Consider the following 14495-nt stretch of genomic DNA (forward strand, 5'->3'; position numbering starts at 1 on the left):
TCCGCAACTGGCGCAGGAAAATAATGAGAAAGCGTAAAAGCAATGAGTTTCTGACCGAAGTCGAACTGGAGTTCATGACCGAACTCTGGAAGATCGGCGAAGGCAGCGTGCGGGACATCCTGGCATGCCTGCCGCCGGAAAGAAAACTCGCTTATACGTCCGGCGCCACCATCATGCGGATCCTGGATGACAAGGGCTTCGTGGACAGCCGAAAAGAAGGCAAGACATTCATCTATTCCCCCCGGCTGACCAAGGATACCTACCAGTCCCGTTCGCTTCGAAACCTGTCGGAGAAACTGTTCGACGGCACGCCGGCCTCTTTGGTGGCCCGGCTCGTCGACGAATACGAACTCTCGAAGAACGATCTGGAGGAGATTAGAGCGTTGCTGGACGGGAGGAGGACAGATGACGCTACTTAGCCTGTTGTTCGATATCTATGTCGATCTGAATGTCACATTGGCCATTACGGCTCTGGTTTGGCTGACGGCCAAGCTTTTGATGGGACGATTTGCGAACAGACTTGCGTTCACGCTCCAACTCGGGCTCCTGAACGGTCTCTTCGCCATCATCATCGTGTCCCCGGCCATCGTGGCCGCGTATCAGCATATGCTCGCGGCGCAGGTGGTTCCGGCCACGCTGTCCGTGAACCTTGCCGATTACGCGGTCTCGCAATACCTGCGGGGCGGCATTGCGCTTCCGGCGCAGGATTTTCAGGCGCTGCTCGGGCTGCGCAGCCGCATGACCGAGAGCATTCTGACAATGGCGCCGGGTTTCGGTGCCGGTGTCGTTCTGTTTCTGGCCGCCGGGTTCTCTTATTTCGCCGTCAAGCTGATCGTCAGCCTGGTGCGGCTCGACCGGATGCTCTCCGCCTGCCACCTGTGGCGGCGCAACGGGCGTGTCCGGTTGCTGCTGTCGGACCATGCGCTGGTGCCGTTTTCCGCCCGCGGGCTGATCCATCACTACGTGGTGATTCCGTCCGATCTGCTGGCGGAGCCGGACGATCTGAGGCTCGTTCTGAAACACGAGTTCCAGCATCTGCGCCAGGGCGATGTTGCCTGGGAAGTCGGGCTTGAGCTTCTGCGCCCCTTCTTCTTCTGGAATCCGTTCTTCTACTACTGGAAATCGGAAGTCGAACGGCTGCGCGAACTCGCCTGCGACCAGAAGGTGGCCGAGGACGCTCATGTCGATCTGAGATCCTATTGCCTGTGCCTCTTGCGCGCCGCGCAGGCAGGCCTTCGCAAACGGCAGGAACTGATCGCACGGGACAGCACCGGCAGTGTTGCCGCGGTGGCCCTGCTTGAGGTTCACGAGAGGCTGCTGCGCCGCTCGCCGGCCCAGAAGCTCCGCCGCAGGGTGGAAGCGCTGATGGAGCCTGGCCGGGTCCGCCCGCATTGGGGGCTCACGGCTCTTGCCGTCCTGCCCATGGTGGCGGTCATCTTCCTGACGGCCCTGTCGATCCAGAAACCGGCGGACTGGAGCCAGGACCGGCTGATGCTTTCGGCGATCGTCAATCTGGAACGGCTGCAGGTCATCAACACCTTCAGTCAGCGTCCGCAATAGCGGCTTGGGCGGGCTGGCTTGTGTCCGCTTGACATTGCGCATGCAGGACACGCATGTCCGGGACGGGCCCGACGCCCGCTTGTCGGCCGGGCATGCTGTGCTGTACGGCGTTGCGTGAAAACGGCCGTCCGGAGTGTGATCGTCCATGTCTGAAATTCCGCCCCTGCCGCCCGTCGACCAAACGGTCCGGGAGATGGAGACCCCGAGCGAGGCGTGGCGGAAGGCTGCCTTGCAGGGCGAGCCGACACCGGAACGTCACGCGGCCTTGCGACAGCAGGCGGCCTGTCTCAACACGGTTCGGCTGGTACCGGCGGACGCGCCCGCGCTCCGGGCGGAGAGGCCGCGCGTGGTTGCCTGGAACCTGGAACGCTGCAAGCACGTGGAGGAAACGGCCGCCGTATTGCGTCGCGAGCAGGCGGATATCTGCCTCCTGACGGAAATGGATCTCGGCATGGCCCGCTCCGGCAACCGGGACACCACCGGCGACCTTGCCCGTCTTCTCGGCATGGGGCACGTCTACGGCACGGAGTTCATCGAACTCGGCCACGGCGATTTCCGGGAGCAGGCACTGCACGGCGGGACGCCGAACAGGGACGGCCTTCACGGAAACGCGGTGCTCGCCCGATTTCCGATCGACAGGGCGCTGGTCTTGCCTCTCGACAATGACGGCTTCTGGTTCTGGAACAAGGATGCGGGCGACCAGCGGCGCATCGGCGGACGGATCGCGATCGCGGTCCGGCTTCTTCTGCCGCAGCCGGTCTGGGTCGTATCGGTCCACTACGAAAGCCGTCTGGGCCCGCCCGAGCGCAGCGAGGAAACGAAGGTTCTACTGGCCCATCTGGACAGGCTCACCGGCAGCGAGCCGGTCCTGATCGGCGGCGACTTCAATTGCAAGGGGCTGCAGGAGGAAGGTGTCGAAGGGGAGGCGCTTCTCACCAGGCCGGAAACGGTGGAGCCCATGTTCGCCAGGCTCCGCGAAGCCGGTTTCGACTGGCGCACGTGCAATACCAGCAATCTCACCACCCGCAATCACGCCTGGACGATCGAAGAGTACAGGGCGTTCAAGAAGATCGACTGGTTCTTCGCGCGCGGCGTTGAGTGCCGGGCGCCGGCTGTCATTCCGGCGGTCGACGCGAAGGGCCGGAACATTTCCGATCACGAGGCGATCGCGGTAACACTCGCGCTGCCCGCCACGTGAAAGCGGCCGCCAGGATCGCAAATTCATCCGCCTTCGCTGGCGCTTCTCCGCTCAGATGTCCGGTCCCGCCGGGCGGTCCTCGGTCGAGGGGTCCACTTTGTTGCGCAAGGCTTCCAGGGCGCGCATGCGTTCCTGGGCCCGCTGCTGGTTCTCTCGCGTAACCCCGGCGATCAGCACCTCGGCGATCGCCATCAGCGCCAGGGAGGAATCCCAGGGGGAGGGCACCGCCACGCGCGCCGGCAGGACGTAGCTTGCGAAGCGGCCGATCGGCGACATCCAGCTGTCGGTGATGAGCGCCACCGTGGCGCCCTGTTTGGCGGCCGCCTCGGCGAACTGGATGATCTCGGTCTGGTAGCGCCGGATATCGAACACCAGGACGACATCCTTCGAGCCGATCCCGAGAAGCTGATCCAGCCAGTTGCCCTGCTGACCGGCGACATGGGTGACATTGGAGCGGACGATCCTGAGATGGGCTGCCATGTAGCGGGCAAGGCCGTCGGTGAAGCGCCCGCCGATCAGGTGGACGGTCTTGCGCTCGTCCGCGAGCAGCCTGATGAGACCGGTCAGTTCCGCCTTCGGCAGGTGGGCGAAGGTCTCGCGCACATTCTCCAGAAGCTGATTGACATGCGGGTCGCCGACCGGGTCTTCCGACAGGTTCGCGGTGCGCGCCAGCGGTGAATTCAACTGGCTTTCCAACTCGCTGCGCAGCTTTTTCTGAAACTCCGCAAAGCCCGGAAATCCCAGTCTGGCGACGAAGCGCAGGATGGTCGGCGAGCTGACCCCGGCTGCATCGGCAAACTGGGCGACGGTGCCAAGGCCCTGCATCGGATAATTGGCCATGAGGGCATGCGCCGCCTTTTTCTCCGTCGCGGTGAATTCGTCCAGACGCTCGCGGATGTCATCCAGAAGAGGGCGTTCCATGGCGGGTACCATTTTGGTGCGTGACCGGTCTGATCGCGGTTTCGATTTGTCCGGCACGTGTAAATTTTACTGCCGAATTGAATTGACAGCAGCCGTATTCTGCGTATCAAATATTACAGAAGTTAGCCAACTCGGCAATCCTGTAATAAACATTACAAAGGTTGTCGTTGATTTTGGCGGTGATTTCCTGGGGGAGACGCGCATGGGAGTTGGGAATGGGAGCTGATCCACAGTCAGGTGGAATGTCCCGGGCCGTCGCGGTGGAAAATGCGGAGGGCAGGAGCCCGTTCGTCTTCGTCTGCGATCACGCCTCCAACTTCTTCCCGCCGCCTTACGACCAGTCGCTCGCCATCACGGAAGCCGACAAATCGGCTCACATCGCCTGGGACCCGGGCGCGCTTGGCGTTGCCAAGGGCCTGTCCCAAAGCCTCGATGCGCCGCTCGTCTACACCACCGTTTCCCGCCTGATCATCGATTGCAACCGGGAAGAAAGCCGCGAGGACCTGATCCCCTGTCTCAGCGAGACGACGGAGATCGCGGGCAATCGCGACCTTCCGGCCTCCGAAAAAGCGTTCCGGGTGGACCTGGTGCACAGGCCGTTCCACGAAGCGATCGACAAGCTGCTCAACCAGCGCAAGGAAGAAGGGCTGCCGACGGCTGTCGTGTCCATCCATTCCTTCACGCCTGTCTACAAGGGCAGGTCCAGGCCCTGGGAAATCGGCCTGATCTCCGACACCGACCGCCGCCTCGCGGATCCTGTGCTGGCGGCACTCATCAGCCGGGGCGACCTGAGCGTCGGTGACAACGAACCCTACGCGCCGTCCGACGGCGTGTACTACACCATCCGCCGTCATGGCGAGGACCGCGGACTGCCGTGTCTGATGATCGAGATCCGCAATGACGAGTTGAAGAGCGCTGCCGAGGAAGAGCGCTGGTCCGGGATGCTCGGCCCCATGCTGGAGAAGGCGGCGCAAGTTGTGATGCGTGACGTGCAAGGAGAGGCCGATGCTTAAGGCTGCGCGCGTCTATATCCGGGTCGTCGACGGTTTCAACCGGGGCATCGGCAGGATCATGATGTGGGGTGTCTTCGTGATGGCCGGCATCCTGCTCTGGTCGTCGATTTCCAAGACCTTCTTCAATCCCTCGCTGTGGACCCTGGAAGTCGCCCAGTTCGCCATGGTGGCCTATTACATCCTCGGCGGGCCTTACTCGATCCAGCTCGGCTCCAACGTGCGCATGGATCTTTTCTATGCGGACTGGAGCTTGAAGAAGAAGGCCTGGTTCGATGCCTTCACGGTGCTGCTGCTGATGTTCTATCTCGGCGTGCTGCTTTACGGGGCGCTGAATTCCACCGCCTATTCCCTCGGCTATTTCGGCAAGGATTCCCTGAGTTTCTGGTGGGACCTGATCACCACTTTCGTGACAAGGGGGCCGCAGGCCGCCAGTGAGAAGCTCGGCTATATCGAGCGCAGCCCGACGGCCTGGCGGCCCTATCTCTGGCCGGTCAAGATGGTCATGATTCTCGGCTTCTTCCTGATGCTGTTGCAGGTGTTCTCCGAATTCCTGAAGGATATTGCCCGGATCAAGGGAGAGACGATCTGATGTCGTATGAGATGATCGCTCTTCTCATGTTCTCGTCGATGATGCTGATGCTCCTCACGGGGCAGCGCGTCTTCGGCGCCATCGGCGGCATCGCGGCCATTGCGGCGCTCGCGCTCTGGGGCACCGGCGGTGGCGACATTCCGTTCTCGGCTGCCATGAAACTGATGAAATGGTATCCGCTGCTGACGCTGCCGATGTTCATCTTCATGGGCTACATCCTGTCGGAAACCAAGATCGCCGACGACCTCTACAAGATGTTCCACGTCTGGATGGGGCCGTTGAACGGCGGACTTGCCATCGGCACGATCCTGCTGATGGTGCTGATCTCGGCCATGAACGGCCTGTCGGTGGCCGGCATGGCCATCGGCGCGACCATTGCGCTGCCGGAGCTTTTGAAACGCAAATACGACAAGCGCATGGTGACGGGGGTCATCCAGGCCGGGTCGTCGCTTGGAATTCTCGTGCCACCCTCCGTGGTGCTGGTGCTCTACGCCATGATCGCACGGGCGCCGGTCGGCCAGCTGTGGCTCGCGGGCGTTGTCCCCGGCCTGATGATGGCGGCCATGTTCATCGTCTACATCGCGACGCGCTGCAAGTTTCAGCCGCATCTCGGTCCTGCGCTGACGCAGGAGGAAAGGGACGCATCGCAAGGCGAAAAGTACCGGCTGCTGCTTGCCGGCCTCCTGCCGCTGGTGATCTTCGCGACCATGATGGTGCCGTTCGTCAACGGCTGGACAAGCCTGGTGGAAAGCTCGGCCATCGGGGCGATGACAGCCCTGCTTGCGGCCTTCGTCCGCCGCCGCATGTCCTGGCACATCCTCATTCTGTGCATGAAGAACACGCTCGGCATCTCGTGCATGTTCATGTGGATCATTCTGGCGGCGCTCGGCTTCGGGGCCGTGTTCGACGGGCTGGGCGCGGTCAAGGCGATCGAGAGCCTTTTCACCGAACAGCTCGGACTGTCGCCGTGGCTGATCCTGATCCTGATGCAGCTGTCCTTCCTGGTGATGGGAACCTTTCTCGACGACACGGCCATGCTGGTGATCGTCGCACCGCTCTACGTGCCGCTGGTGGCAACGCTTGATCTCGGCATGCCCGCCGGCGACGTGCTGATCTGGTACGGCGTTCTTTATACGATCACCACACAGATCGCCTACATGACGCCGCCCTTCGGCTACAATCTCTTTCTGATGCGGGCCATGGCGCCGCCGGAAATCTCCATGCGCGACATATACGGCTCGATCACGCCGTTCGTCCTGGTGATGATCCTGGCGCTGGTGCTCGTGATGGCTTTCCCGCAAATCGCGCTGTGGCTGCCGGATATGATTTACGGCAAGTAGGTGCGGCATGCAGGGCAAAAATGAGTGGGAGGCGCGCTATTTGAATGGTGTAATGGCTGGAAGCAGCAGCACTTGCCTCCTGCTCCGAACAACATCCGGAGGAAGCGGAGTTGGTTGGACAAGATCCGGAAAACGGACGGACTGCCATGAATTGGATCGAAACTAGGGGAACTGAAGATGACAAACAGACGTGACTTTCTGAAAAAAGCCGGTATCGGCACAGTTGCCGCCGCCGGAGCCACTTCGCTTGCGGCTCCCGCCGTTCACGGCCAGTCGCCGATCAAGTGGCGCCTGCAGACCTATGCGGGCCCGGCCCTGGCCGAGCACGTGATCAAGCCGCATATCGATGCCTTCAACAAGGCGGCCAACGGCGAGATGGAAATCGAGCTCTACACCGCGGACCAGCTGGTCCCGACCGGCGAGCTGTTCCGCGCCATGCAGCAGGGCACCATCGATGCCGTGCAGTCCGACGACGACTCCATGGCCTCGCCGACCGAAGTCACCGTGTTCGGCGGCTACTTCCCGTTTGCGTCCCGCTATTCCCTCGACGTGCCGGTGCTGTTCAACCAGTACGGACTGAAGGAAATCTGGGAAGAGGAATATGCCAAGGTCGGCGTGAAGCACATTTCCGCCGGTGCCTGGGATCCGTGCCACTTTGCCACCAAGGATCCGATCCGCTCGCTGAAGGACCTGGAAGGCAAGCGCGTCTTCACCTTCCCGACGGCCGGTCGTTTCATGGCCCAGTTCGGCGTCGTGCCGGTCACCCTGCCGTGGGAAGACATCGAAGTCGCCGTTCAGACGGGCGAACTCGACGGCATTGCCTGGTCAGGCATCACCGAAGACTACACGGTCGGCTGGGCCGACGTGACCAACTACTTCCTGACCAACAACATCTCCGGTGCCTGGGCAGGATCCTTCTTTGCCAACATGGAACGCTGGAACGAGCTGCCGGATCACCTGAAGACCATGCTGCAGCTCGCCATGGACGCCTCGCATTACTATCGCCAGTGGTGGTACTGGGGCGGTGAAGCGGCGCTGCGCGTCAACGGCACCAAGATGGAACTGACCACCATTCCGGATGCCGAATGGGCAACCGTGGAAGAAGCGGCAACGGTCTTCTGGGACGAGATAGCCGCTGAATCGCCGATCAAGGCGAAGGTCGTGGAGATCTTCAAGAAGTACAACAAGGACATGCAGAAGGCAGGCCGTCCTTACCGGTACACCTGATACGTGCCCGGCCGCGCCGCCTCTCCTCCGGGTGGCGGCGCGGCCTGAATTCACCGGTCCGGAGCCAGACTTCTCCGGGCCGGTCCTTCAATGGAACATGACGCGACCCGCCCAATACGGACTGACAAATATGCCAGGCAATCTGACTTTCGATGCGCTGAAGTCTCTCGTCTCTTCCGGCGATATCGATACGGTGCTTACTTGCATTGTCGACATGCAGGGGCGGCTGATGGGCAAGCGTTTTCACGCCCAGCATTTCATCGACAGCGCCCATACCGAGACCCATTGCTGCAACTACCTGCTGGCGACCGACCTGGAGATGTACACCGTCGAGGGCTATCGGGCGACGAGCTGGTCGGGCGGCTACGGCGACTACGTGATGAAGCCGGACCTGTCGAGCCTGCGCCTGGTGCCATGGCTGGAAGGCACGGCAATGGTCATGTGCGACGTACAGGACCATCACACGCACGCGGACGTGCCGCATTCCCCGCGCGCCATGCTGAAGGCCCAGGTCGCCCGCCTGGCCGAACTCGGCCTGACGCCGATCATGGCGACCGAACTGGAATTCTTCCTGTTCGAGCGAAGCTATGACGAGATGCGCAAGACCGGCTACCGGCACATGGATCCGATTTCCGGCTACAACGAGGATTACCACATCCTGCAGACCACCAAGGAAGAGGATGTCATGCGCCCGGTGCGCAATTACCTCTTTGCCGCGGGAATTCCGGTCGAGAACACCAAGGGCGAAGCCGAAGCCGGCCAGGAAGAACTGAACATCAAATATGCTCCGGCGCTCGATACGGCCGAGTATCACACCATCGCAAAAAATGCGGTGAAGGAGATTGCCTGGGCCAAGGGACGGTCCGCTTCCTTCCTGGCCAAGTGGCGCCGGGACAGGGTCGGCTCGTCCTCCCATGTGCACCTGTCGATCTTCGACAAGGACGGCAACAACGTCTTCTGCGACGAGAAAGGCGAATACGGCATGTCGGAAACGATGCGCCACTACGTTGCCGGCCTGATCAAATACGCGCCCGACTACACCTATTTCCTGGCGCCCTACATCAACAGCTACAAGCGATTCCAGAAGGGCACCTTCGCGCCGACCAAGACCGTGTGGTCCGTCGACAACCGGACGGCCGGCTTCCGGCTGTGCGGGGAGGGCACCAAGGCGCTGCGGATCGAATGCCGGATCGGCGGTTCCGATCTCAATCCCTACCTGGCCCTCGCGGTTCTGATCGCCGCGGGTCTCAAGGGACTTGAAGAGAAACTGCCGCTCGATCCGCCGACATCCGGCGATGCTTACGACGCGGCAAAGGCACGGGAAATCCCGCAAACCCTGCGCGACGCGCGCGAGAGCATGCGCAAGTCGGAGTTCCTGCGGGAGGCCTTTTCCGATGCGGTGATCGATCATTACGCCCGGGCGGCCGAATGGGAGCTGGAAGAGTTCGACAGGGTCGTGACGGACTACGAAATCGCCCGCGGGTTCGAACGGGCCTGATGGACTGAACTGAAGGCGGGGCTCTTGCCCCGACCTCGCCTTGAGGAGGACCGTCAGCTCCCTCCCGAAGGAAACGGGCCGAAGGCACGTACCGGAACACATAAGAGCCAACCACTTTCGAAAAACCGCGCGGGCAGACGCGGCAGGAGAGGTTCCAAAATGTCAGATGTGATCAAACTGATCTCCCCCATAGACGGGTCGGTCTATGCCGAACGTCCGGCTCTCGATGAAGCGGCCGTCGCCAGGACCGTTTCGGCGGCCAGAACGGCCCAGATCGGCTGGGCGGCCGTTCCGATCAAGGAAAGGGTCGCCTATTGCCTGAAGGCGCTCGAGGCGCTGAAGGCGATGAATGACGAAGTCGTTCCGGAGCTGGCCTGGCAGATGGGCCGGCCGATCCGCTATGGCGGCGAACTGGGCGGCACGATCGAGCGCACGGAATATTGCGCCAGGACCGCCGAGGAGGCGCTGGCCGATATCGAGCGCACCGACAAGCCGGGCTTCAAGCGCTATCTGCGCCGGGTGCCGCTCGGCATCGTCATGGTGATCGCGCCGTGGAACTACCCGTTCATGACGGCGATCAACACCATCATGCCGGCGCTGATGTCCGGCAACGTGGTCATCCTGAAACATGCCGCGCAAACCCTCCTGGTCGGCGAGCGCCTGGCCAAGGCCTTCGAGATTGCCGGCCTGCCGAAGGGCGTCTTCCAGAACGTCGTCCTGACGCACCAGGGCACGGAAAAACTGCTCGGCTCGGGCGTGATCGACCATGTCAACTTCACCGGTTCCGTGGCCGGGGGCCGCGCCATCGAAAAAGCCCTGGCCGGCACCTTCGCAACGCTTGGTCTGGAACTCGGCGGCAAGGACCCGGCCTATGTGCGCGCGGATGCCGATCTCGACTATGCGGTCGGCAATCTGGTCGACGGGGCGTTCTACAATTCCGGCCAGTGCTGCTGCGGCATCGAGCGCGTCTATGTCCACGAAAGCCTCTATGACCGTTTCGTCGACGGCTTCGTCGACCTGACCAGCCAGTACAAGCTCGGCAATCCGCTGGACGAGGCGTCCACCCTCGGCCCGATGGCGCAGGCGCGCTTTGCCGCCTGGGTGCGCGAGCAGACCCAGGAGGCCCTGCGCAAGGGGGCGAAGGCCCATGTCGACATGGCCAAATTCCCGCAAGACAAGGAGGGCTCGCCCTACCTGGCACCGCAGGTGCTGACGGACGTGAACCACCAGATGTCCGTCATGCGCGAGGAAAGCTTCGGCCCGGTGGTCGGCATCATGAAGGTGAAGGACGACGAGGAAGCCCTGCAGTTCATGAATGACAGTCCCTACGGCCTCACCGCCTCGATCTGGACGGAAGATGTCGAGGCCGCCGCCGAAATCGGCGACAAGGTGGAGACGGGCACAGTGTTCATGAACCGCTGCGACTATCTCGATCCGGCTCTGGTGTGGACCGGTGTCAAGGACACCGGCAAGGGCGCCGCCCTGTCGGAAATCGGCTTCCATAACCTGACCCGGCCGAAATCCTTCCACTTCCGCGTCGAGCACTGAGGCCGGACTGCCAAATGACCGAGCGCGCCCAGCATTCCTTTGCCCGATTGGGTCAGAGCTTTTGGGCTTGCTCACCTCTCCCCCTTGCGGGGGAGATGTCTCCGCCAGGAGACAGAGGGTGGTGTCAGCCTCTCGGCAAGCGCGCAGACCAGGAATATGACGCAGCGCCCGGTCACCCCCTCTGTCCGCTGTGCGGACATCTCCCCCGCAAGGGGGGAGAGGGGAGTTCGCTGAAGCGCCCGGCAGAGAACAACAGAATGTGGTTGGGAGAGGCCCAGCCCGTTATGCAAACATTCAACTGACGAGACACCCATGAGCTCACTTCCTTCTGTCAACTGGTCCTATCCGACTTCCGTCCGCTTTGGTGCCGGGCGTATCAAGGAATTGCCGAAGGCGGTCACGGCCGCCGGCATGTCCAACCCGCTGCTGGTCACCGACCCGGGCCTGGCCGGCCTGCCGATGGTCGCCGCCGCCATTGAAAGCCTCAAGGCCGAGGGCCTTGCCGCCGCCGTCTTTTCCGACGTCAAGCCGAACCCGGTCGACAGCAACATCACCGCCGGCGTCGCGGCCTACAAGGCCGGCGGCCATGACGGCGTTATCGCCTTCGGCGGCGGTTCCGGGCTGGACGCGGGCAAGCTGATTGCCTTCATGTCCGGGCAGACCCGCCCGATCTGGGACTTCGAGGACATCGGCGACTGGTGGACCCGGGCCGATCCGGCCGGCATCGCGCCTATCGTGGCCGTTCCGACCACCGCCGGGACCGGTTCGGAAGTCGGCCGCGCGGGCGTCGTCACCAATGAGGCGACCCACACCAAGAAGGTGATCTTCCATCCGAAGATGCTGCCGGCCATCGTGATCTGCGACCCGGAACTCACCGTCGGCATGCCGCGCTTCATTACGGTCGGCACCGGCATGGACGCGCTGGCGCATTGCCTCGAAGCCTATTCGGCGCCGATGTATCACCCGATGTCCGAAGGCATCGCGCTGGAAGGCATCCGCCTCGTCCTGGAAAACCTGCCCAGGGTCGCCGCCGACGGCTCGGACCTCGCCGCCCGCGGCCACCTGATGAGCGCCGCCGCCATGGGCGCCGTCGCCTTCCAGAAGGGGCTCGGGGCGATCCACTCTCTGTCCCATCCGGTTGGCGCGCTTTACGACACGCACCACGGCATGACCAATGCCGTCTTCATGCCCTATGTGCTGCAGTTCAACCGGCCCGCCATCGAACAGAAATTCGAGCGTCTCGCCGGTTTCCTCGGCATTTCCGGCGGCTACCAGGGCGTGCTGGACACGATCCTGAAGCTGCGCGCGGATCTCGAAGTGCCGCACACCCTCGGGGGTCTCAAGGTGGACGACAGCAAACGCGACCTCATCGCCGAAATGGCGATCGTCGACCCGACCGCCGGCGGCAACCCGGTGCCGCTCACCAAGGACGGTGCCCTGGAGATCTTCGACAAGGCGCAGGCCGGAACGGTTTAAGGATCGGTGCCCTAAACCCGGGTAAACCGGGCGGGTGGGTCGTCGCCGAAGAGTTCGATCTCCACGCTCTGCGCAGGGCCGTCGGCCAGGTCTGCAAAGGTCAGCGCCGAACGGGAGCCGATCGGGGCGTTTTCGGTGACGAAGTCGAAGACCATGACCGCTCCATCCCAGGGATGGAGCGGAAACAGCATCGGCTCGGGTCCTGCGGCCAGCACGAGGCCGTTGCTCTTTGCGATCACCTCGATCGTCCCGAAATAGGGATGGGAATAGACGCCGGCGCAGTCTTCGGCCGGCGGCGGAGCTGCGGCCGCGGCCGGCGGCGTTGCGCCCGCCGCTCGGCCGCGCACGGTGTAAAAACCTTCGAACAGTCTCGAGTATCCCGCATACCAGTCGCGGGTTTCGCGCCCAAACTGCGCCAGGTCGGTGAACGATGCCGCGATGGATTCCGCAGCTCCGACCGGTGCGGCATTGGTCAGGACCACGATGCCGAGATCGAGGGATGGGATCATGGAAAAGCAGGTGCCGGCGCCCATGAGAAAGGCGCCGGAATGGCTGATCTTGACCCGTCCCGACGGTTCGACGCCGACATTGAAGCCGAAGCCATAAAAGCCCGCCCGGGCGTCCGGGCTGTGCGGCGGGCTGGAAAAACTCTGCGGGCTGACCGCGGCCAGCAGTGCTTCCGGTGCCAGGACCTGCCGGCCGTCGTGGCTGCCGTCGGCCAGCAGCATCTTCAGCCAGATCGCCATGTCATTGACGGTCGAGCTGACACCGCCTGCCGGAGATTGCGCATCCGGATTGCGCTGAAACAGCGGCGCAAAGCCGTCGCTGCCGCGGGCATGTGGCACGGCGCGGTTCTTGGCTGCCATGATGTCTTGGAACCGCGAGCTGGTGCCGGTCATGCCGAGCGGCTGGTAAAGCGCTTCCTGCGAAAGGCTGCTCCAGTCGGTGCCCGAGGCTTGGGCTACAGCTTCCGCCGCGGCGGTCAGGCCGAAATTGGTATAGGCGTAGGACGTGCGGAAAGGCGCGAGCGGCAACAGGCGAAGCCGTTCAAGGATAACCTCTCGGCCGAAGCCGAGATCCTCCAGATCGTCGCCCGCGTGATCGGGAAGGCCGGAGCGGTGGCTGTAGAGATCGCCGATGGTCAGCTTCTCGCTGCGGTCCGGGTCGGACAGGGAGAACCCCGGCAGCAGATCGCGCATGCGGCTGTCCCAGGAAACGACACCCCGGCTGACCTGACGCGCCACCACCGTCGCACCGATCGATTTCGACAGGGAGGCGAGCTGAAAGACCGTATCCGGCGTGACGCTGCCATCCGCCCCCAGGCGGCGCACGCCAAATCCCTTTGCGAAAAGCGTTTTGCCTTCATGCACCACGGCAACGGCAACGCCGGGCACCGCGCTGCGCCGCATGATATCGGCAACGATCCGGTCAAGCTCGGCGACAGCCCTATCGACCTGCCCGGGCGGCACGTCGACGCCGGGCAGTTGAGCCGGCGAAAGCTGCTGCGCGAACGCCCCGAACGGGAGACCGGCAAGCGCCGCCGTCGCGGAGCTCAGAAAAAAGCGGCGGGAGAGGTCCATCGGTGGCATGTCGCGAATCCTGTTCCAGGTTCTTCAACCGTAGCAGGAACCGGGGCGTAGGGTCATCCTACTCCATGTCCCCATGCATCGCGACCAGGTCCAGTTCGGCCGCGGGTGCCGCGATGGTGCGGAAGCTTTCCCTTACGCCGCCTTCCGTCAGGTCCCTTTGCACCGCGATCAGCGTGTTCTCATCGTGTTCGGCGCACAGGTCGGCCATGTAGGCGAGTTCCTCGGCGGCGACGCTGCGGGCCGCTTCCAGGGAGGGAGCGCCGTAGAGGTCGACGAAGTGCCGGGCGAGCCGGTCGGTCAGAACCTTGAGTTCGGCCTCTTCGATCGGCGTGACGGCAACGAAGGTCACCCGGCCGAAGGTTTCCAGGCCCAGCCAGCCGTTGGCAAAGGCCTGTCGGGCCTTGCCGGTGAGGTCGGCCTCGGTCCAGTCGGAGAATTCGAAGCCGCCCGAAAGACACCATTCGCCGGTCCGGGCGGGGGAAAAATAGACATTGAGGTCGCTGTCATCCAGGTGCACGGCACGGGCGAGTTTCATG

The 14495-nt window shown here is 63.1% G+C and carries 14 protein-coding genes; 11 read left to right on the forward strand and 3 right to left on the reverse strand.

The features are described from left to right. Positions 1-23 precede the first annotated feature (23 nt). The 3 genes from ON753_RS24720 to ON753_RS24730 all read left to right on the forward strand — a co-directional run bounded on the left by ON753_RS24720 (position 24) and on the right by ON753_RS24730 (position 2758). Positions 24-419, forward strand: a complete 396-nt coding sequence (locus ON753_RS24720; protein ID WP_265966518.1) for a BlaI/MecI/CopY family transcriptional regulator — start codon at positions 24-26, stop codon at positions 417-419. Further along, positions 406-1560 carry a M56 family metallopeptidase gene (locus ON753_RS24725; RefSeq protein ID WP_265966520.1) on the forward strand — a complete coding sequence of 385 codons (1155 nt, stop codon included), beginning with the start codon at positions 406-408 and terminating at the stop codon, positions 1558-1560. The genes ON753_RS24720 and ON753_RS24725 overlap by 14 nt, the downstream gene beginning before the upstream one ends. Positions 1561-1705: 145 nt before the next feature. Next, positions 1706-2758, forward strand: a complete 1053-nt coding sequence (locus ON753_RS24730; protein WP_265966522.1) for an endonuclease/exonuclease/phosphatase family protein — start codon at positions 1706-1708, stop codon at positions 2756-2758. A gap of 51 nt (positions 2759-2809) precedes the next feature. On the opposite strand, the gene ON753_RS24735 is transcribed toward ON753_RS24730, so the two are convergent. Continuing rightward, on the reverse strand, positions 2810-3679 hold the full coding sequence (locus ON753_RS24735; RefSeq protein WP_265966524.1) for a MurR/RpiR family transcriptional regulator: 870 nt from the start codon (positions 3677-3679) through the stop codon (positions 2810-2812). On the opposite strand from ON753_RS24735, the gene ON753_RS24740 reads away from it, so the two are divergent. From ON753_RS24740 to ON753_RS24775, 8 genes are all read left to right on the forward strand, one after another. Then, positions 3678-3905, forward strand: coding sequence for a hypothetical protein (locus tag ON753_RS24740; protein ID WP_265966526.1), 228 nt, complete (start codon positions 3678-3680; stop codon positions 3903-3905). The genes ON753_RS24735 and ON753_RS24740 overlap by 2 nt on opposite strands. Further along, on the forward strand, positions 3895-4692 hold the full coding sequence (locus tag ON753_RS24745) for an N-formylglutamate amidohydrolase (protein WP_265966528.1): 798 nt from the start codon (positions 3895-3897) through the stop codon (positions 4690-4692). Before ON753_RS24740 ends, ON753_RS24745 begins: the two co-directional genes overlap by 11 nt. Continuing rightward, positions 4685-5281, forward strand: a complete 597-nt coding sequence (locus tag ON753_RS24750) for a TRAP transporter small permease subunit (RefSeq protein WP_265966531.1) — start codon at positions 4685-4687, stop codon at positions 5279-5281. Before ON753_RS24745 ends, ON753_RS24750 begins: the two co-directional genes overlap by 8 nt. Continuing rightward, a complete protein-coding gene (locus tag ON753_RS24755; RefSeq protein WP_265966533.1) occupies positions 5281-6621 on the forward strand; it encodes a TRAP transporter large permease in 1341 nt (446 codons plus the stop codon). The genes ON753_RS24750 and ON753_RS24755 overlap by 1 nt, the downstream gene beginning before the upstream one ends. A gap of 177 nt (positions 6622-6798) precedes the next feature. Next, positions 6799-7848: a TRAP transporter substrate-binding protein gene (locus ON753_RS24760; RefSeq protein WP_265966535.1), complete on the forward strand. Its 1050-nt coding sequence runs from the start codon at positions 6799-6801 to the stop codon at positions 7846-7848. Positions 7849-7978: 130 nt separating this feature from the next. Next, positions 7979-9346 carry a glutamine synthetase family protein gene (locus tag ON753_RS24765; RefSeq protein ID WP_265966537.1) on the forward strand — a complete coding sequence of 456 codons (1368 nt, stop codon included), beginning with the start codon at positions 7979-7981 and terminating at the stop codon, positions 9344-9346. 159 nt (positions 9347-9505) lie between these two features. Further along, positions 9506-10894: an aldehyde dehydrogenase family protein gene (locus ON753_RS24770; protein WP_265966540.1), complete on the forward strand. Its 1389-nt coding sequence runs from the start codon at positions 9506-9508 to the stop codon at positions 10892-10894. 312 nt (positions 10895-11206) lie between these two features. Next, the gene (locus ON753_RS24775; protein WP_265966542.1) at positions 11207-12370 is read left to right on the forward strand and encodes an iron-containing alcohol dehydrogenase; all 1164 of its coding nucleotides are present in this window, start codon (positions 11207-11209) and stop codon (positions 12368-12370) included. 11 nt (positions 12371-12381) lie between these two features. On the opposite strand, the gene ON753_RS24780 is transcribed toward ON753_RS24775, so the two are convergent. Both ON753_RS24780 and ON753_RS24785 read right to left on the reverse strand, forming a co-directional pair. Beyond that, entirely contained in the window at positions 12382-13959 is a 1578-nt protein-coding gene (locus tag ON753_RS24780) for a serine hydrolase domain-containing protein (RefSeq protein ID WP_265966543.1), read from the reverse strand. A 58-nt stretch (positions 13960-14017) separates the two neighbouring features. Further along, positions 14018-14494, reverse strand: coding sequence for a DUF6505 family protein (locus ON753_RS24785; protein WP_265966545.1), 477 nt, complete (start codon positions 14492-14494; stop codon positions 14018-14020). Position 14495 lies beyond the last annotated feature (1 nt).

The organism is Roseibium salinum (genome assembly GCF_026240905.1).
In the GTDB taxonomy this organism is placed as follows: Bacteria; Pseudomonadota; Alphaproteobacteria; order Rhizobiales; family Stappiaceae; genus Roseibium; species Roseibium salinum.